This window comes from Streptomyces sp. rh34, from assembly GCF_002551245.1.
Taxonomy (GTDB): Bacteria; Actinomycetota; Actinomycetes; order Streptomycetales; family Streptomycetaceae; genus Streptomyces.
The window spans coordinates 18,537-37,480 of record NZ_NTGZ01000007.1; the positions used below are offsets into that span (position 1 = coordinate 18,537).

The 18,944-nt window shown below is 73.5% G+C and carries 19 protein-coding genes; 8 read left to right on the top strand and 11 right to left on the bottom strand.

Annotation, left to right across the window (positions count from 1 at the left end):
* The first annotated feature begins 42 nt into the window (after positions 1–42).
* The 4 genes from CR470_RS03205 (at position 43) to CR470_RS03220 (ending at position 4,553) form a co-directional block, all read left to right on the top strand.
* Positions 43–1,347, top strand: a complete 1,305-nt coding sequence (locus tag CR470_RS03205; RefSeq protein ID WP_257138393.1) for a sensor histidine kinase — start codon at positions 43–45, stop codon at positions 1,345–1,347.
* Positions 1,344–2,018 (top strand): response regulator, encoded by a 675-nt coding sequence (locus tag CR470_RS03210; protein ID WP_097866055.1) that lies wholly within the window; start codon positions 1,344–1,346, stop codon positions 2,016–2,018. The genes CR470_RS03205 and CR470_RS03210 overlap by 4 nt, the downstream gene beginning before the upstream one ends.
* 91 nt (positions 2,019–2,109) lie before the next feature.
* Complete coding sequence (locus tag CR470_RS03215; RefSeq protein ID WP_373561384.1) at positions 2,110–3,372, top strand: DUF1266 domain-containing protein; 1,263 nt, start codon at positions 2,110–2,112, stop codon at positions 3,370–3,372.
* Positions 3,369–4,553: a DUF1266 domain-containing protein gene (locus CR470_RS03220; protein ID WP_097866056.1), complete on the top strand. Its 1,185-nt coding sequence runs from the start codon at positions 3,369–3,371 to the stop codon at positions 4,551–4,553. Before CR470_RS03215 ends, CR470_RS03220 begins: the two co-directional genes overlap by 4 nt.
* 15 nt (positions 4,554–4,568) lie before the next feature.
* Here the strand turns inward: CR470_RS03220 and CR470_RS03225 are convergent, their stop codons facing one another.
* The 5 genes from CR470_RS03225 to CR470_RS03240 form a co-directional block, all read right to left on the bottom strand.
* Complete coding sequence (locus CR470_RS03225) at positions 4,569–5,450, bottom strand: SDR family oxidoreductase (RefSeq protein WP_097866057.1); 882 nt, start codon at positions 5,448–5,450, stop codon at positions 4,569–4,571.
* A gap of 28 nt (positions 5,451–5,478) precedes the next feature.
* A complete protein-coding gene (locus tag CR470_RS39340; RefSeq protein WP_179892116.1) occupies positions 5,479–5,634 on the bottom strand; it encodes a hypothetical protein in 156 nt (51 codons plus the stop codon).
* A gap of 33 nt (positions 5,635–5,667) precedes the next feature.
* Positions 5,668–7,161, bottom strand: a complete 1,494-nt coding sequence (locus CR470_RS03230; protein ID WP_257138388.1) for a choice-of-anchor A family protein — start codon at positions 7,159–7,161, stop codon at positions 5,668–5,670.
* 114 nt (positions 7,162–7,275) lie between these two features.
* Entirely contained in the window at positions 7,276–8,274 is a 999-nt protein-coding gene (locus tag CR470_RS03235) for an NAD-dependent epimerase/dehydratase family protein (RefSeq protein ID WP_257138389.1), read from the bottom strand.
* A gap of 129 nt (positions 8,275–8,403) precedes the next feature.
* The gene (locus CR470_RS03240; RefSeq protein WP_097866060.1) at positions 8,404–9,357 is read right to left on the bottom strand and encodes a LysR family transcriptional regulator; all 954 of its coding nucleotides are present in this window, start codon (positions 9,355–9,357) and stop codon (positions 8,404–8,406) included.
* A gap of 257 nt (positions 9,358–9,614) precedes the next feature.
* Between CR470_RS03240 and snpA the strand changes: the two genes are divergently transcribed.
* Entirely contained in the window at positions 9,615–10,277 is a 663-nt protein-coding gene (gene snpA / locus CR470_RS03245) for a snapalysin (RefSeq protein WP_097866061.1), read from the top strand.
* Between the two features lie 162 nt (positions 10,278–10,439).
* Here the strand turns inward: snpA and CR470_RS03250 are convergent, their stop codons facing one another.
* From CR470_RS03250 to CR470_RS03275, 6 genes are all read right to left on the bottom strand, one after another.
* A complete protein-coding gene (locus CR470_RS03250) occupies positions 10,440–10,796 on the bottom strand; it encodes a GntR family transcriptional regulator (protein WP_097866062.1) in 357 nt (118 codons plus the stop codon).
* 2 nt (positions 10,797–10,798) lie between these two features.
* A complete protein-coding gene (locus tag CR470_RS03255) occupies positions 10,799–11,767 on the bottom strand; it encodes a DUF1648 domain-containing protein (RefSeq protein WP_097866063.1) in 969 nt (322 codons plus the stop codon).
* 221 nt (positions 11,768–11,988) lie between these two features.
* Positions 11,989–12,657, bottom strand: a complete 669-nt coding sequence (locus CR470_RS03260; protein ID WP_097866064.1) for a DUF6304 family protein — start codon at positions 12,655–12,657, stop codon at positions 11,989–11,991.
* Between the two features lie 56 nt (positions 12,658–12,713).
* A complete protein-coding gene (locus CR470_RS03265; RefSeq protein WP_097866065.1) occupies positions 12,714–13,310 on the bottom strand; it encodes a GNAT family N-acetyltransferase in 597 nt (198 codons plus the stop codon).
* Between the two features lie 89 nt (positions 13,311–13,399).
* A complete protein-coding gene (locus tag CR470_RS03270; protein WP_097866103.1) occupies positions 13,400–14,443 on the bottom strand; it encodes a family 2 encapsulin nanocompartment cargo protein polyprenyl transferase in 1,044 nt (347 codons plus the stop codon).
* A gap of 90 nt (positions 14,444–14,533) precedes the next feature.
* Positions 14,534–15,940: a family 2B encapsulin nanocompartment shell protein gene (locus CR470_RS03275; protein ID WP_097866066.1), complete on the bottom strand. Its 1,407-nt coding sequence runs from the start codon at positions 15,938–15,940 to the stop codon at positions 14,534–14,536.
* A 176-nt stretch (positions 15,941–16,116) separates the two neighbouring features.
* On the opposite strand from CR470_RS03275, the gene CR470_RS03280 reads away from it, so the two are divergent.
* The 3 genes from CR470_RS03280 (at position 16,117) to CR470_RS03290 (ending at position 18,908) form a co-directional block, all read left to right on the top strand.
* Complete coding sequence (locus tag CR470_RS03280) at positions 16,117–16,563, top strand: RrF2 family transcriptional regulator (RefSeq protein ID WP_097866067.1); 447 nt, start codon at positions 16,117–16,119, stop codon at positions 16,561–16,563.
* Positions 16,564–16,744: 181 nt separating this feature from the next.
* Entirely contained in the window at positions 16,745–17,941 is a 1,197-nt protein-coding gene (locus tag CR470_RS03285; RefSeq protein WP_097866068.1) for a globin domain-containing protein, read from the top strand.
* Positions 17,942–17,978: 37 nt separating this feature from the next.
* Positions 17,979–18,908, top strand: coding sequence for a 1-aminocyclopropane-1-carboxylate deaminase/D-cysteine desulfhydrase (locus CR470_RS03290; RefSeq protein WP_097866069.1), 930 nt, complete (start codon positions 17,979–17,981; stop codon positions 18,906–18,908).
* Positions 18,909–18,944 lie beyond the last annotated feature (36 nt).

The following is an 18,944-nucleotide window of genomic DNA, read 5'->3' on the forward strand; positions in this document are numbered from 1 at the left end:
GGGGCGGTGACGTCATCGAGGGCGCTACGTCTACGGGCGGCGGTGCGCCGTGTGCCGCGTGCCCTGCACGAGGAGTTGTGGGCCGCGCCGGTCGACCGGGTGCCCCGCATGGGAGAGCCGAACGCGCCGGTGTGGCGTCCGGTGTTCCTGGTGCTGCTGGTGATCACCGCGGTAGCCGTCGTGGTGATCCGTACCGTCGAACTCACCCCGTACGGCGCCTCGGTCAGCGGCTTGGCGGTGCTGATGGCCGTTGCCCAGTCCACGGCGCTGGTGGCCGGAATGATCCGTCCGGTGGGCGCCTGGTGGGCGGCGACCGCACTGTCGGTCGTGGCGGTGCTGGTCACCGTGGCCGCCGCTCCCGCGGACCCGCCCTACCCGTGGGTCAACGGTCTCCCTCGAACCGACGAGTTCCTGTATCCCACCCCCTTCGCGGGAGCGGCGTTGCAGGGCGGCGCCCTGTTCCTGCTGGCGTTGCGGGTCCGGCCCCGCCGCGCGGTGGCCGCGCTGGTTCTCTCCCTGGCGCCGGCGCTGTACGTCGCCCTGCACACGCCGCCGCTGCCGCATGTGAGCTATGCCGTGACCTCGCTCGTGCTCGTCACCGCGCTGGCCCTCGGTACCGCACTGCGCAGCCTTCGCCTGGCCCGTAAGGACCTCGTCGTCCAGGCCGAACTGACCGCCGAGGAGCGGGCCCGGCGCACCCTGCTGGAGGAGCGCGGCCGGATCGCCCGAGAGCTGCACGACGTGGTCGCCCACCACATGTCGGTGATCTCCATCCAGGCGCAGGTCGCCCCGCACCTGGTGGAGCACCCCACCGAGGAGCTGCGGGAGAATCTGACCGGCATCCGTGAGAACGCCCTGGAAGCCCTCACCGAGCTGCGCAGGGTGCTGGGCGTCCTGCGCTCGGAGGACGCCCCGTCGCAGAGTGCGCGGCACGCCCCGCAGCCGGGCCTCGGCGGCCTCGACGGCCTGCTCGCCACGGTGCGCTCGGCCGGTCTCGCCGTCACCCGGTCCACGACCGGCGATCCCCGCCCCCTTCCGCCGGGCGTCGAGCTGTCCGCGTACCGCATCGTGCAGGAGGCCCTGAGCAACGTGATGCGCCACGCACCCAGCGCGAGCGCCGAGGTGGTGATCGGCCACCGGCCCGCCGGACTGACCGTCCGGGTCGTCAACTCGCCGCCGGACCGCCCGGCGGCCCCCTCCCCGGGCGTACGCCACGGCCTGCTCGGGATGCGCGAACGCGCGGCGATGCTCGGCGGCGAGCTGGCCACCGGCCCCACGCCCGAAGGCGGCTGGGAAGTCACCGCGATCCTTCCCACCAGCACCGAGACGACCGAGGACGCCCCATGACACCGCCCATCCGCGCCGTGATCGCCGACGACCAGATGATGGTCCGCCAGGGCTTCACGGTCCTGCTGAACGCCGAGCCGGACATCGAGGTCGTCGGTCAGGCCGTCAACGGGCTCGACGCGGTCGACATGGTCGCCGAACTCGCCCCGGACGTCGTCCTGATGGACATCCGGATGCCGGAGCTGGGCGGTATCGAGGCCACCCGGCGGATCACCTCCCCGGAGGACTCGGCGGTGAAGGTGCTCGTGCTGACCACCTTCGATCTCGACGAGTACGTCTACGAGGCGCTGCGCGCGGGCGCTTCGGGCTTCCTGCTGAAGGACGCGTCGGCCGACGAACTCGCGCACGCGGTACGGGTGGTGGCGGCGGGCGACGCACTGCTCTCGCCGAACATCACCAAGCGGCTCATCGTGGAGTTCTCCCGGACGGCCGGGGCCCCGCGTTCGCCGCTCAAGGCACGGGTCGGGGATCTGACGGAGCGCGAGACGGAGGTGCTGACGCTGATCGCGGGCGGCCTGTCGAACGCGGAGATCGCCCGGCAGCTCATCGTGGCGGAGCAGACGGTGAAGACCCATGTGGGCCGGATCCTGGTCAAGTTGGGCGTCCGCGACCGGACCCAGGCGGCGGTTTTCGCGTACGAGTCGGGGCTGGTGCGCCCGGCCGGGCTCTGACCGCCGACGAAACCCCGTCCGCGGGGCCCGTCTCCGGACCCCCGGGGCCTCCCCCGGCACACCTGCGGGCCCCGTTCCGTAGGATCTCACCGTGACAACGGGGAACGGGGCAGAAACAGAGAGCGGCCGAGCGGTGGCCGCCGCGCACGGAGGGTACGGGCCGGATCCGTCGCCGTACGCGCGACCAGCGCCACACCCACCGGCCCACCCGCCGCCCACGCCGCCCACGGAGATCGAGCGCGCGCTGTCCGCGGCCGTCGCGGGCGGCGGCGCCGACGCGGTCGTGGAGCTGCTCGCGCGGACCCGGCTGTACGTGCTGGTCGCCCGGCTGCACGCGGACATCCCCGGCTGGACGGCCCCCCTGCGCGCGATCCGCGACGAGGCCTCCGGGCGGACCTGCGTCCCGGTCCTGACCCAGGGGATGCTGCCGCCCTGGCACCCGGAGTGGGTCTTCCGCGAGGTGAGCATCGGCGAGCTGGCCCGGATCTGGCCGTACGACGTGCGCCGCCTCGCGGTGAACCACGGCACCCCGTACGCGGCGATGGTCGACGCCCGGCCCAAGCGCCTGAAGGCCTGGGTGAAGGCCGACGAGCACTCCGGCGGGGCCCAGCGGGGCGTCCTGCTCACCGACGGCGGTGGGCCGCTGCACGGGCCGCTCGCCCACGGGCTGGCGCTCGGCGCCCATCTGTCCGTCACCAACGGCCTGATCTGGAACCGGCTCGGCGCCGCTTACGAGAACTACGCGACCGACCGGGCCCGGCTGCGCAGCCCGTGGGGCATCCCGCACCGCGCCGAGTACCGTGACCGCCTAGCGTCGCTGATGAAGAACCAGCTGGTCGGGCGCGTCCAGGAAGCCGTCCTGCGCACCCGGCACACCCTGGCGCACCGGCTGGGACGCACGCCGACGCGCGAGGAGTGGTCCGACGCGGTGGCCCGTGCCTTCGCCGCGCGCGACGCCGACGACCGGGCGGTGGCGGACCGGGCGCTGCGTCACGTCGCCCTGTACGAGGAGAAGTTCCGGGCCGACGGCGTACTCGCCCCGGACGGCCGTGTCGACACCCTGGCCGCCTTCGACCTCGGCCGGGCGGTCAACGTCGTACGGCTCGCGCTCGGCGCCCGGTACGGCGATCCGCACGAGGCCGAGCAGGACGTCCTGCGGATCGGCGAACTCGCCCGGGCGGCCTACTCCTCGTGGGCGGACTTCTCCCTCGGCTACCTCATGGCCCGGGTGGTCCACGGGGCCGAGGACGACGGCCCGGAGGCCGCCGAGCCCACGTACCTGCAGTCGCTCGCCGAGCACCGCATGCTGACCGAGGACCCCACCAGCCCCTACCGGAACATCCCCTGGTCATGAACCCGAACCCTCCCACCGCGCCCCCGGCCCCCTGGCCGCCCGCCCCCTGGACCCCGCCGTCCGAGACCGAGCAGCTCCTCCACGAGGCGGCACTGCGCGGCGACGCCCGGGCCCAACTGGCGGCACTCGCCGGGGCCCAGCTGTATATCCCGGCCCCGCGCGCCGAGGCGGACGCGAAGCCGGACACCATCACCTGGCGCGCGCACCACGACCCGGCCGGCTTCGTCTGCCGCCCGGTGCTCACCCGGGGCATGCTGCCCGCCTGGCATCCGGACTGGGTCTTCCACGGGGTCTCGCTGCGGTGGGCCGCCGAGTTCGGCTGGTCCGACCCGCGCGTGTTCCTCGGGGTGAACGTGGGGACGCCCGGCCAGCTGCTGTTGCCGACGGGCCCGACGGACCTGGCGCTGTGGCAGCGCGCGTACGCGGAGAACGACCGTCTCCCGGAGAACCGGCTGCTCGCGCTGCGCCACGGTGCGCTGCACGGGCCGCTGGCGTACGGGCTGGCCTGCGGAGCGCATCTGGCGATCGGGAACGCGGTGCCGTGGAACGAGGTCGGCACGGTCTACCGCGAATACACCACCGAGCGCGATCTGCTCCGTACGTCCTGGGGCATCACCGGGCACGCGGAGTGGCGCAAGCAGCTGGACACCCTGCTGGAGGCCCGTAACAGCCCGCCGGAACCGGACTTCGTGCTGCGTACCCGCGACCAGCTGGCGTCCGCGCTGGGCGAGTTGCCCTCGGCCGACCTGTGGCGGGAGACCGCGGCCGGCCACGCCCAGGACCTGGGGGCGGACTCCGGCACGGTCAAGGGCATCGAGGAGCTGGTGCGGCGGATCATGCGCTACGAGGCCCGGTTCCGCGCGGACGGGCTGCTGCCGCCGGACGGCCGGGTCCGCACGACGGTCGCCTACGACTACGGGCGGGCGGTGAACCTGGCGCGCTGGGGGCTGTCGGCACGCTACTGCGCCCCCGCCGACGCGGAGCAGGCGATCGTCTACGCCGGGGCGCTGAGCAAGTCGGCCCACCGCTCCTGGGAGGAGTTCTCGGCGGGCTACTCGCTGGGGCGGGTGCTGCGGTTCGACGAGGAGCAGTACGGGCCTTTCTACGAGAAGAACGTCCTCGCCCACCGCCTGCTGGCGGAGAGCGAGGGCAGCCCGTGGCGGCACATCCCGTGGCGCTGAACCGGGGCCTCCCGGTCAGCCGCCGGGCAGCAGGTGACGGTAGCTGTCCGGATTCTCCACCAGGAACCGGGCGAAGCTTCGCGCCGGGTGGCCGGTGAGCCTGGGCACCTCGTCGGAGACGGCGGCCAGCTCCCCCTCGGCGATGGCCTCGTACGAGGTGACCCAGCCGGCCACCTCCCAGTCCTCCGCCCCGTAGCCGGCCCGGGAGGCGTAGGCCTCCTCGCGCGTCTCGGGGACGTAGACGACGGGGCGCCCGGTGACCCGGCTCAGCTCCTCGGCCGCCTCGGCGAGGGTGAGCGCCTCGGGCCCGGTGAGGTCGTAGACCCGGTCGTCGTGGTCCGTGCCCTCGTCGAGGAGCACGGCCGCCGCCGCGTCGGCGATGTCCTCGTGGGCGACGGCCGCCACCCGCCCGTCGCCCGCCGGCCCGCGCAGCACGCCGTCGGTGCCGGCCATCGCGGGCAGCCCCGCCAGATACCAGTTGTCGCGCAGGAAGGTGTGGCGGATCTCGGCCGTACGGATGTGGGCCTCGGTGTCCCAGTGGTCGCGGGCGAAGGTGAACGTGGCGTCGGGCGCGGCCCCCTGGAAGGACACGTACACGATCCGCTCCACGCCCACCGCCACGGCGGCGTCGATCGCCGTGGTGTGCTCGCGGACCCGGTAGGGGCTTTCGTGGGCGGAGACCAGGAACAGAGTGTGAGCCCCGTCGAGGGCCCGGCGCATGGCCTCCGCGTCGCCGTAGCGGGCGGCGGGCGCGTGGTCGGCGCCGGGCAGGTCGGGCAGCCGGGCGGGGTCGCGGCCGAGGAGCCGTACGGGTACGCCGGTCCGGGCCAGCCGTCGGGCGACCCGGCCGCCGACCGCTCCGGTCGCTCCGGTCACCGCGATAAGGGGGCCGATCACTGGGTTCGTCTTCCTCTCGTCTCGTCGTTCACCGTGCCAGATGTTCTCCGTGCCCGGCCCTGCCGCCGGGCTTCATCGCCTCGTACCGGACGGGGGCGACGAGGCGGGCGGGGGCGACGACCGGGACCTCGTGGTCCCGGTCGTCGCCCCGGACACGCCTCGGGCGCAACGGTGGTTCGGTCATCGAACCACGCCGGCGGGCGGTGCTTCGTGCCTGCTAGAAGGTGCGGCGACGAGCCCTGCGCGTGGCCACGAGAACCGTGCCGCCCGCGGCGACCAGCGCGGCCGCGATGGACCCGATGATCCACTCGCCGCCCCGCGAGCCGGTGTCGGGCAGCTCACCCGGATGGCTCGGCGAGTGCGTGGGATGCGGCGTGTGGCCGGTGGGGGTGGAGGTGGGAGTGGGGTGTGTCGGGGTCGGCGTGGGGTCGGTGGGGGTCGGCGTGGGATCCGTGGGGGTCGGCGTCGGATCCGTCGGCGTGGGAGTCGGTGTGGGATCCGTGGGAGTCGGTGTGGGATCCGTGGGAGTCGGCGTCGGATCCGTCGGCGTCGGTGTGGGATCCGTCGGCGTCGGCGTCGGATCCGTCGGCGTCGGCGTCGGATCCGTCGGCGTCGGTGTGGGATCCGTCGGCGTCGGCGTCGGGTCGGGCGAGCAGGTCGGCAGGTCGCCGTCGAAGGGGTACGCGTGGATCTCCTGGCCGCCCGACGCGCCCGCCGAGGTGTGGGTGAGCGAACCCGCCGTGTAGAAGCGGCCGTTGGTGCCGCTCATGCTGAGCACGGTGGTGCTCGTCGGCTGGCCCACCAGCACACTGCCCTCGAACTGGGCCGGGCCGGTCAAGGAGAGGTCGGTGGCGTCCGGGAAGTTCCACAGCAGGTTCTCGCGGAGGCCCTCGTTGGGGAACGAGCCCATGAACGTGGCGACGCTGCGGGTGCCGCCGTAGACGTTGACGAGGACGGTCGCGCCCTCGGGGATGCCGTTGAACACGAACCCCGTGTTGCCGCCGGCCTCCGACTCCAGGTCCGCGTCCACGTCGAAGATCTGGATCGCGGACGAGCCGTCACCGGTGAACGTCATGATGTCACCGGTCTTCACCCAGGTGCCCGTCGCCTCCCGGTGCTCGTCGCCGTCGTACGCGTAGCAGCGGCTGGCCTCGGTGAGCTGCGGGCGCAGCTCCGTGTACGGGGCGGCCGCGTCCGCGTCGAAGCGTGGGGCGGTGGTGGGGTTCACCGTGCCCGTGAGCTCACCCGCGTACGCGACGCGGCCCGAGTGCGTACCCTCCTCGGCGAGCAGGCGCTCGCCGGCGGCGATGGTCACGTCGCCGCCCGCCGTGAGGTAGTCGGAGCCGTCCGGCGGCGGCACCCGCGAACCGACGCCCGCGATGCCGACGTTGTAGATCTGCGAGACCCCGTCCCGCTTGTCCATGTCGAACTGTCCGAGGGTGACGACCTTCCCCTCCGCCTCGGCCGCCGCCTCCCGGACCAGGAAGTTCCCGCCGACGTAGACGTTGATGTTGCTGTCGAAGTTGGTGACCGGGCCGTTGTTCGGGTCGTTCCAACTGGGCGGGCAGGCGCTGCCGAGGCAGGGTCCCAGTCCGCCCGGCAGCGGATCGGCACCCGCGGCCGGGGCCAGCACGCCCACCATCGCCGCGGCCGTGGCCACTGTCACTGCTGCCCGGATTGCGTTGCCGCGCCTGCGCGCCTTCTGTTCCATGCCGCGCAATATGCATGGTTAACACTTAGTCATTTTGTATGACACGCCGCTGTTGCCCCTTTACGTAGGCCTATAGGAGGCTTCTTCGGCGCGACACGCACACGAAGCGGTACGTCACAGAGCCAGCAGCTTCGCCTCCAGCCGGGGGTCGAGGCCGACGGCCGGACGGTCGGGGCGCCGGGGCGCCGTCCCGCCGAGGGCGCGCAGCCAGGCCCAGGTGTCCGCGACGGTCTCCCCGGCCGGGCGGCAGCGCAGCCCCGCGGCGTACGCCCTGGTGGGGTCGCCCCGGTGCAGCGTGTCGTACAGCTCGCCCGGCGGGAGCCAGATCGGCAGGTCGCTCCAGGGCTCGGCCCCGGCGGCCAGCAGGACCTCCGGAGCGGTCCAGCGCAGCTCGGCGTCGGAACCGGTGACGCGTACGCAGGCCTCCAGCAGCTCCCCCATGGTCGTGTGGCCGGGGCGGCTGACGGTGTTGTACGCACCGTGCAGCCCGCCCGCCGCCGCGTCCAGGATCCACTCCGCCAGGTCCCGGGCGTCGATGTACTGGAGCTCCACCTCGGGCCCGCCGGGGGCGATCACCGGTCCGCCCCGGGCGATCCGCGACAGCCACCAGGGCAGCCGGCCGATGTTCTCCCCGGGGCCGATGATCAGCCCGGCCCTCGCCAGCAGGGCCCGGTCCCCGAAGGCGTCGACGGCGGCCAGCTCACCGCCGCGCTTGGCCCGGTCGTACGGGACGTCCCCGCCGTCGTCGGGCGAGGCGTCGGCCACCAGCGGGCCGTCCTCGTCGAGCCCCGGGGCGGCCGGGTATGCGTACACGGAGCGGCTGGAGACGTAACTGAAGTGCCCCGCCCGGCCGGACAGCAGACGGGCGGCGTCCCGGACGGCGGCGGGCGCACCGCTCCAGGTGTCGACGACCAGGTCCCCTTCCCACCCGCTGTCCGCCAGCGCCGCGAGTCCGCGCTCACCCGCGGTCCGGTCCCCGGTCAGCGCGCTCACGCCGGGTGGGGGCGCGTGGCGGCCCCGGTGGAACACCGTGACGTCCCAGCCGCGCTCCAGCGCGGCGTCGGTGACGGCCCGTCCGACGAACTCCGTACCGCCCAGCATCAGAAGCCTCATGGGACGACTCTGCCCACCGGAAGACGGCGAGGGAACACGAGCACGCTGTCAGCAGAACGGGGAACTCACCGTCGCGGGGCCGGGGCGCGGGCCGGGCGGGCTCACCGGCGCGAGGGGACCGGCCGGGGATCAGGGTGTGCGGGCCAGCGGGGAGCGGTGGCGCAGCAGCCACTCGTGGTAGCCGCTCGCCCGTCGCGCCGCGTCCCGGTAGGCGGCCTCCAACTGCGCGTACACCACCGCGATGTCCGTCCCGGGCCGGGAGACCAGGAACAGCCGCACCGCGAGCGGGTCGCCCAGCAGCGGGCGGATCACCATGTCGTCGCGCGGGCCCGACGTCGGCTGGCAGGGCGCGACGGCCTCGCCGAGCACGACGAGGGAGGCGGCGGTGAGGTAGTCGCCGTGCAGGACCGGCGGGTTCAGGCCGGCGGCGCCGAGCACCCGGCGCACCCCGTCCCACTCGCCGTCCACCGTCGGATCGACCATCCACGGGTCGCCCGCCAGGTCCCCGAGCTCCACCACGCGGCGGCGGGCGGCGGGGTGGTCCCGGGAGAGCGAGATGAACTGCGGCTCCCGGTCCACGAGTACGCGCCGCTCCAGGCCCTCCGGCACGGCGAGCGGGGAGCCCTCCACCTCGTGCACGAAGGCGACGTCCAGGCGGCCCGCCTCGACCGAGCGCAGCAGCGCGTGGGCGGAGACGTCGACCCGCAGCGAGATGTCGGTGCCGGGCAGGGCGCCCCGCAGCCCGCGCAGCCAGCCGCCGATCACCCGGCTCGCGGTGGAGCCGATGCGCAGGCGGGATCCGCGCGGCCGGGCGGCCTCGGCCTCCGCCAGCGCCTCGGCGACCAGGTCGCTCATGCCGTCCACGAGGGGTTGGGCCCGGCGCAGGACGGCCCGCCCCAGGGAGGTCGGCCGGCAGCCGGTCCGTTCGCGGCGGAACAGTTCGGCGCCGAGCACGTTCTCGATCCGCCGGAGCTGGGTGGTCAGGGAGGGCTGGCTCACGCCGAGGCGCCGGGCCGCCTGGTGCAGGCTGCCCGCGTCGGCGATGGCGCACAGCGCCCTGAGGTGTCTCACCTCCAGCTCCATGCAGCGGAGACTACGACCGCCGCACGCCACGGCACCAGATGGCGCTACCCCACCAAACGCTCTCATTTTGGCGAGAGTTGGCCAGCCGGACGTGCGTCGTGCACTCCGGAGGACAGGGATAGGGCAGCCCTATCCCCGTTTGGCATCATCCCCGGCGGGTGTCGGCTCCCTCACACTCTCCCCGTACCGCCCCCGCGCCGGCCCCTGCATCGGGCACCCCCACGGCGTGGGTTCATCGGACAGGTAGGAGACCCCCCATGAGACACCTCAGGACCACCTTCGCCTCCGCCCTCGCCGGGCTCGGCCTCGTCGCCGCGCTGGGCGCCGCACCCTCAGCCGCCGCCGCGCCGGCCCCCGCCGCTCCCTCCGCTTCCACCTCCGCCACCATCGCCGCGTACACCGGGTCGGGCGAGAACGCCGCGGCCACCCGGGCCTTCCACGCCGCGGTCATGAAGTCGGTCGCCGAGAAGCGGGCCGCCAACCCGGGCACGCTGGCGGTCACGGTCACCTACAACGCGTCCAGCGCTCCGAGCTTCCGCAGCCAGATAGCCCGCAGTACCCAGATCTGGAACAGCTCGGTCTCCAACGTCCGCCTCCAGGAGGGCTCCAACGCCGACTTCCGGTACTACGAGGGCAACGACTCCCGGGGCTCCTACGCGAGCACCGACGGGCACGGTCGCGGCTACATCTTCCTGGACTACCGGCAGAACCAGCAGTACAACTCGACCCGCGTCACCACGCACGAGACCGGGCACGTGCTCGGCCTGCCGGACAACTACCGTGGCCCGTGCAGCGAGTTGATGTCCGGTGGCGGCCCCGGCCCCTCCTGCACCAACGCCAACCCGGACGCCAACGAGCGGGCCCGGGTGAACCAGCTGTGGCAGAACGGCCTGGCCGCGCTCGCCCGCTCCGCCTCCTGACGCCGGGACGCACCGGGACGCACCGACGGTCCGGCAGTTCGGCAGTCCTGCGGAGGACGGCCGGTCCCGTGCCCCGGGGCCGGCCGGCACCCCCCACACACGGAGGAGGACCGTTTTCCGCACGCGGAACGGTCCTCCTCGCGGTGCGCGCCCGTACGCCGGTCAGGCGTCGAGCTCACTGCGGACGAGGGCCAGCAGCTCGTCCTCGGTCATGCCGAGGTCCCGGGCGTCCGCGACGGCTTCGCGGACGCGCTCCAGCAGCCGGGCACGTTGTGGCGAGGCGCCGGCGGTGATCGCCGCACCCCGGCCGCGGCGCAGCTCGATGAGCCCTTCCTCGCGCAGCCGCTGGTAGCCGCGCAGCACCGTGTGGACGTTCACGCCGAGGGATTCGGCGAGCACCCGAGCGGCGGGCAGCCGCTCGCCCGGGGCCACCGTGCCCTCGGCGACCGCGCGCCGGACCGAGGCGGCGACCTGGTCGCCGAGGGGGACGGTGGAGGTCGGATCGACCCGGAAGAGCATGGTCAGCGCCCCGTCCGCCGCCGGTCGAGCAGCGTGTTGAGCAGGGCCGCGCCGGTCGCCGAGTCGTCGACGGTGACGGCGAACTCGCGGCCGCTCGTCAGACTGACGACGATGGCCTCGCCGGAGCGGGTGATGACACCGCTGCGCTCGGGGCGGATGCGGTAGCCCCACCCGCCGTACTCCGCGAGCGCGTTGACGCGGCGGCTGTCCGCCCCCTCCATCCGCTCCAGCGGCACCCGCACCCGGGGCCGGGGCAGCAGGCCGGAGACGGTGAGACCCCGGCGGTCCACGGTGACGTGAGGGCGGCAGAAGGTGGCCGTCACCAGGGCGAGGAGAAGCAGCGGCGCCCCGATGAACCAGCTCTGCTCCAGGCCGACGGTGACACCTGCCGCCAGGAACACCAGCACGGCGATCGGCGCCCACCACGCGCCGATCCCGCGCGCCCAGCCGGCCACCTCGCCGTCGGCGAGCGCGATCCGTTCCCGGCTCGCCGGATCCCCGTCCCGGGGGCCGTCCGGTACGGGGACGAGCCGGGACGCCAGCAGGCCGAGCGCCCCGGCGAGGACGGCCACCCCCAGGGCCACGGCGATGTGCCGGAGCGGGAAGCCGCCCGCCGGGCCGTTCTCGGGAGCGTCCACGTTGACGAACAGGACGGCGATCAGCAGGTATCCGAGGAACGCGGCGACGGCGAAGCCTCCGCCGATGAACCACCGGTGGGCACGTCCGTGGAGCTTGCCGTTGACCGCGATGAAGGCCCACGCCGCGCCGAGCACGGACAGCGAGGTGACCGTGTAGAGGAGATGGGCGGTGATGCCCATGTATCCGTCGGCGGAGCCGCCGGCGTCGAAGTGGACGGCCAGCCGGGCGGGCAGACGGTCCTTGACGGTGACGTGGAGGACGAGGTCCACGAGGAGAGCGAGCACAAAGGGCAGGGCCGCGAGCGTTGCGCGGCCAAGGTTCTTACTTGTCATGGAAAACCTCCGTTGTTCGCATGCTAGTAGAACAATGAGGCGGGAGCAACGGGACGACGCGCGTCCGCCCCGTACCGGAATGGGTACGGGGCGGACGCGTTAGGGGTGGATGCGGTACGGGGGTGGAGGTGGGCGGATCGGCGGTGACGGGCGGTCCCGGTGGGGACGAGCGGCACCGGCGGTGGCGGGCGGTCCGCGTGCGGCGGGCGGTCCCGGTCGGGTCAGGCGAGTTCCAGCGGGAAGGCTCCCCGATGGCCGGTGCCCGCGCCGTCGGCCGGGCGCACCTCGAACTCGCGGCAGCTCCAGACCTCCTGGACGAACCCGGACCGCTGGTCCCACAGATCCAGCACGTCGTCCTCGCCCGCCGAGCCCCGATAGGCGTCCTTGGCCCCCCGGAAGCAGGCGAGACCGCCGGAGAGACCCCGGCCGGGGGCCGGGAAGTAGTCGGAGAAGGCGCAGGCGATACAGGTCTGGATCCGGACGCCGTCCGGCAGGGTCCGCTGGACGGCGGTCAGGGCGGCGTTGAAGTCGCGCTCGGCGCGCGCCGATTCGTACACCGCGCCGTCCAGATGGAGCGCGAGGTGGAGGTCGGGGTCGGCGCGGCGCAGGGAGAGCAGGCAACTGAGCGTGGCGTGGCGGAGCGCGCCCGCGACGAGGACGGGCAGCGGCAGGTCCCACTCCAGCACGCAGTCGGTGAGCGCGCCGTCCGCGAGAGCGAACATCCCGCTCTCCGGCGGCATACCGGCGACCGGCCCCAGGTCGTCGAAGCTCTCGCCCTCGAAGTCGACCCCTCTGATCCGGATCCGGAGCTGCCGCCCGTCCGTGGTGAGAACGACGGCGTCGGAACCCTTGGTGTCCCGGTACCAGCCGGCCCACGACTCATCTGTCATGAGCAGGGACTGTAGCCCCTGCCCCGGACGGCTTCCGTACCACCCTCCACCGGAGGTCAACCCGCTTGGGGTTCCCGCCACATGGGGTACATCGGTGGGCCGCCCGGCAGGTCGACTGCGCGGCCGAGGAAGCGGAATCCGAGCCGCTCGTACAGCGCCCGGCTCCGGTCGCTGCTCGCCTCCAGATAGGCCGGCAGTCCCTCCCGGTCGCAGCGCTCCAGCTCCACTCCGATCAGCTCCGCGCCGATGCCCTCCCCCTGGCGGTCGGGGGAGACGCCGATCATCAGCAGATAGGCGTGCGCGCGGTCGTGCGGGTGAACGGCCCCGGTGAGCCTGCCCACCAGCTCGCAGCGCTCGTTGTCGGGGTCGGCGGTCCGTCGCATCAGGGCAGGCGTGGGGTCCTCCTCCTCGGGTGCCCCGGCGGGCACCGGGAGCCAGAGCGCCACCGCGGCGCCGTCCTCGGCGATGTCGATACGGCCCTCGGCGAGGGCGACGTCGACGAAGACGCCGAGGAATCTGCCGTGGACGGCACGCCGGTGCCTCTCGTCGGGGAACACCCAGCTGCTGACCGGGTCGTGGTGGAACGCCTCTTCCATGACCGAGACGACCAGCTCCCGGTCGTGCTGCTCCGCCCGCTGAATCCGTATGCCCATGACCGGCCGCCGCCCTTCCGTGCCGCTCTCGCTCAACCAACCACCGGAATCCTAGGGTTGATGAGGCGGCGCCGGTCACGCGCGAGGGATCAGCTGGTCCTGCGGGTGACGAATTCGGCCAGGGCCAGCAGGTCGCCGGCCGCGCTCGGGTCGGGGACCGCCCGGGAGAGGTGGTGGACCGCTCGGGCCATCCGGTCGGCCGCGCAGACCTGGGCCCAGTCGCGGCCACCGGCCCGGTCCACCGCGTCGGCCGCCCGGTTCACCTCGCCGGAGGTGGTCATGGGCCCCCGGTAGAGCGCGGCGAGCTCGGTGGCGGCCGGGGTGCCCGAGGTGAGGGCGGCGACCACGGGCAGGGACTTCTTGTGGGCCGAGAGGTCGGCCCCGACGGGCTTGCCGGTCCGGTCCGGGTCGCCCCAGATGCCGATCAGGTCGTCGATGAGCTGGAACGAGAGGCCTGCCTCCCGCCCGAAACCGTCCATCGCGCGGACCGCCCGGTCCTCCGCCCCGGCGTAGAGGGCTCCGAGCGCACAGGCGCAGCCGAGCAGCGCGCCGGTCTTGGCGGTGGCCATGGCGAGGCATTCGTCGAGCGTGACCTCGTCGGGGCCGCGCTCCTCGAAGGCGCAGTCCGCCTGCTGGCCCGCGCACAGTTCGATGACGCAGGAGGAGAGACGGGCGGCGGCGCGGGCGGCGGCCGGGTGCGCGTCCTCGGCCAGCAGCCGCTGGGCGAGGGCGAGCATGGCGTCACCGGTGATGATGGCGTCCGGGACGCCGAAGACCGCCCAGGCGGTGGGCCGGTGCCTCCGGGTGGTGTCCTCGTCGATGACGTCGTCGTGGAGCAGGGTGAAGTTGTGGGCGAGTTCGACGGCGACGGCGGCCCGGACTGCGCGTTCCGGATCGCCGCCCAGCGCGCGGGCGGCGGCCAGCACGAGGGCCGGTCTGATGGCCTTGCCGGCCTGGCCCGCGGCAGGGGTTCCGTCGGCGTTCGCCCAGCCGAAGTGGTACATCGCGATGCGGCGTATGCCGCCGGGCAGCGACTCCACGGCCGATCGCAGATGCGGGTCGACGACGGCACGGGTGCGCTCCAGGAGCGCCGCGGCCTCGTGCCCTTCCGTCGCTGCGTCCGTACTGGTCATGGTCACGGTCACTCCCTGGGGCGAGGCGATGGGGTGCGGGGCCGGGGGTCCGGGTGGCGGCCGCCACCCGGACCCCCGGGGTGAACCGGGTCAGTGCCAGCGGCTGACCTCGACGTTCTCCAGCACTCCGAGGGCGTCCGGTACCAGGATCGCGGCGGAGTAGTACGCCGTCACGAGGTAGGAGATGATCGCCTGCTCGTCGATTCCCATGAAGCGGACCGAGAGACTCGGCTCGATCTCGTCGGGGATACCGGTCTGCTGGAGGCCGATGACGCCCTGCTCGGCCTCGCCGGTCCTCATGCAGATGATGGACGTGGTGCGGGCGTCGGAGACGGGGATCTTGTTGGACGGGAAGATCGGCACCCCGCGCCAGGCGGGTACGTGGTGGCCGCCGATGTCGACGCTCTCCGGGACGAGTCCACGCCGGTTGCACTCGCGGCCGAAGGCGGCGATGGCCTTCGGGTGGGCGAGGAAGAGCTTGGATCCGCGGCGGCGCGAGAGCAGTTCGTCCATGTCGTCCGGGCTGGGCGCCCCGTCGTGCGGCTGGAGCCGCTGCCCGTAGTCGCAGTTGTTGAGCAGTCCGAACTCCCTGTTGTTGATCAGCTCGTGCTCCTGGCGCTCACGCAGCGCCTCGACCGTGAGCCGCAACTGCTGCTCGGTCTGGTTCATCGGCTGGTTGTAGAGGTCGGCGACCCTGCTGTGCACCTTCAGCACCGTCTGGGCGACGCTCAGTTCGTACTCGCGCGGCGCCGCGTCGTAGTCGACGAAGGTGTGCGGGACGACCGCCTCCCCCACATGGCCGGCGGAGAGGTCGATCGCCGCCTCGCCGTAGTGGTTGGTCCGCTGCTGCGGGATGGAGAGCAGGCCGGCGAGATGGCCCTGCAGCGACGCGGCGCGCTCCGCGAGGTTGTACACGTCGGCACGGCTCAGGGTGAGGAGCGTGCACGGGGTGAGCGCGCGGGCGGTGTACTCCCAGACGGCGTCACCGTCGATCAGGCTCTGGTCGCCGAAGTACGAGCCGTCCGCGAGGACCCCGAGCTCCGTCTCGTCCCCGTAGGGGCCCGATCCGACCTTCGCCACCTTGCCGTGTGCCAGCAGGAAGACCCGGTCCGCCGCGTCCCCCGAGGCGGCGAGCACCTCCCCCGCGGCCACGTCCCGCTGCTCGCACCTGCGGGCGAGCTCGGCGAGCACCTCCTCGTCGCCGAACTCCCGCAGGGCGGGCAGCTCCCCCAGCTCCGCGGGGATCACGGCCACCCGGTCCCCGGTCTGGACGAAGGTCACCCGGCCGTCGCCGACCGAATAGCTGAGCCGACGGTTCACCCGGTACGTACCGCCCTGTACCTGCACCCACGGCAGCATCTTCAGCAGCCACCGTGAGGTGATCTCCTGCATCTGCGGCGCGGATTTGGTGGTCGTCGCGAGGTTCCGCGCAGCCGCCGTCCCCAGACTCTGCTGTGGCGGCGCCTGCGTGTCGCGAACCTCTTCACCAACGGACATCTGACGTCCTTTCGATCATGGGCTGACCTGCGTGCAAAAGCCTTTCAGCAGGAGGGCCGGGTCGCCATTACACAAAAGAGTGCGACTAATCCGCCTTCGGTCGGGGCACGTTGCTCCTCGTCGCCCGGCATCCCGTTTAATTTGCATCTCTCATGCAACTTATCTACGGTGGCCCCATGCGGTTGACGAGATTCACCGACGTGGCACTCCGCGTCCTCATGCGACTGGCGGTCGCCGAGGGCCGCGAGCCGCCGACCACCCGCGAGGTGGCGGCCACCATGCGGGTCCCGTACACCCACACCGCGAAGGTCGTCGCCCGGCTTCAGCACCTCGGCCTCCTCGACGCCCGTCGAGGCCGGGGCGGCGGACTCACCCTGACCTCGGCCGGCCACTCCGCGTCGATCGGGTCACTGGTGCGCGAGCTGGAGGGGCCGGAGGAGGTCGTCGAGTGCGAGGGCGACACCCCCTGCCCGCTCCGCTCCGCCTGCCGGCTGCGCGGGGCCCTGCGCGCGGCCCAGGAGGCCTTCTACGCCGCGCTGGACCCGATCACCGTCACCGACCTCGTCGCCTCCCCCACCGGCCCACTGCTCCTGGGCATCGGCAGCGGCCCGCCGTCCGACTGAGCCCCGACCCACCCTGCCCCAACCCCGAGCCCGGCCCGAGCCCGGCCCGGGCCCGACCCACGCCGCCCGCCACCCACCGCACCGATGGAACGCCGTCCGCCCGAAAATACGCATCATCCATACCAATTACCTGACCGCCGCCCGCCCGGCAGTACGTCTCACCCCAGAGGAGCCACCCTTCATGCTCTCCGACCGGTCCACCGCCACCGTCCGCGCCACCCTTCCCGCCGTCGGCGCGGCCATCGGGGACATCGCCGACCTCTTCTACGAGAAGCTCTTCGCCGCCCACCCCGAGCTGCTGCGGGACCTGTTCAACCGGGGCAACCAGGCCTCCGGCGACCAGCGCAGGGCCCTGGCCGGGTCCATCGCCGCGTTCGCCACCGCGCTGGTCGAGCACCCCGGCACCCGGCCCGACGTGATGCTGGACCGCATCGCCCACAAGCACGCCTCGCTCGGGGTGACCCCGGAGCAGTACGAGGTGGTGCACACCCATCTGTTCGCGGCCATCGCCGACGTCCTGGGCGACGCCGTCACCCCGGAGGTCGCCGCCGCCTGGGACGAGGTCTACTGGCTGATGGCGGGCTCCCTGATCGCCGTCGAGGAGCGCCTCTACGCGCAGCAGGGCGTCCTGGCGGGCGAGGTGTGGCACACCTGGGAGGTGGCCGCCCGGGTCGAGGAGACCGAGGACGTCGCCACCTTCCTGCTGCGCCCCGCCGAGGACACGCCCCCGCCCGCCTTCCGGCCCGGCCAGTACGTCTCCGTACAGGTCGGGCTCCCGGACGGAGCCCGCCAGATACGCCAGTACAGCCTCTCCTGCGCCCCCGGTTCCCGGCTGCGGTCGATCACCGTGAAGCGCGTGCGCGGCGAGGGTTCGCCCGACGGCGAGGTCTCCCGGCACCTGCACGAGCAGACCCGCGCGGGCGACCTGCTGCGCGTCTCCGTCCCCTACGGGGACCTGGTGCTCGACCAGCTGGACGCGCCCCTGCTGCTGGCCTCGGCGGGCATCGGCTGCACCCCCATGCTGTCGATGCTGGAGTACCTCGCCCAGGAGGGCCACCGCGGCCCGGTCACCGTCGTGCACGGGGACCGCTCACCGGCCGACCACGCCCTGCGGAACGATCACGTCCGGCTGACGGAGAAGCTCGCCGACGCCGAGGCGCACTTCTGGTACGAGGTCCCGGAGGCCGGGCAGCCGGCGAACCGCACCGGCCTCGTCGACCTGGACGACATCACCGTACGGCCGGGGACGCACGCCTATCTGTGCGGCCCGCTCCCCTTCATGCGGGCCGTCAGGGCCCAGCTGCTGGAGGCGGGGGTCCGGCCGGCCGACGTCCACTACGAGGTGTTCGGCCCGGACCTCTGGCTGGCCTCCTCCTGAAGCGACGGGGAAACGGCGGAGCAGCGACAATGGCCGGGTGAACAGCCCGCCCCGCCTCGACGCCCTCCTGCGGCCCCGGGTGCCCTCCCCGCTGCGGGAGGTCCGCGACGAACGCTTCGCGCGCCGCGGGGTGGGGCTGCTCCTCAAGCGGGACGACCTGATCCACCCCGACCTGCCGGGCAACAAGTGGCGCAAACTCGCCCTCAACCTGGAGGCCGCCGCCGGGCGCGCCGTGCTCACGTTCGGCGGCGCGTACTCCAACCACCTCCGGGCCACCGCGGCGGCCGGGCGGCTGCTGGGCTTTCCCACCGTCGGCGTCGTCCGCGGCGACGAGCTGGCGCACCGGCCGCTCAACCCGTCGCTCGCCCGGTGCGCGGCCGACGGCATGCGCCTGCACTTCGTGGACCGCACGACGTACCGGGCGAAGGCCTCCTCCGAGGTCCTGGAGGGGCTGCTGAGCCTGTTCGGGGACGTGGAGGTCATCCCGGAGGGCGGCAGCAACGCGCTGGCCGCACAGGGCTGTACGGCGCTGGGGCGCGAGCTGGCCGGGGAGTGCGATGTGGCGGCCGTGGCCTGCGGCACCGGCGGCACCCTCGCCGGACTCGCCGCCGGCCTGGACCCCGGGCAGCGGGCCCTGGGCGTCCCGGTGCTGCGCGGCGGCTTCCTCGGACCGGCCGTGGAGCGGCTCCAGCGCGAGGCGTTCGGCGGCCCGTCCGGGAACTGGTCGCTGGACGAGCGCTTCGCCTTCGGCGGCTACGCCCGCTCCACCCCGGAGCTGGAGGCCTTCGCCGCGGACTTCGAGGACCGGCACGGGCTGCCCGTGGAACGCGTCTACGTCGCCAAACTGTTGTTCGCGCTGACCACGCTGACCGAGGAGGGGGCGTTCCCGCCGGGCACGCGGGTGAGCGCCGTGATCACCGGCACCCCCGACGCGCGGCCTCTTCAGGAGTCGCCCGTCCCCCGGTAGGCGGCCGCCTACGGCCGGTGCGGAGCCTCAAGTGGG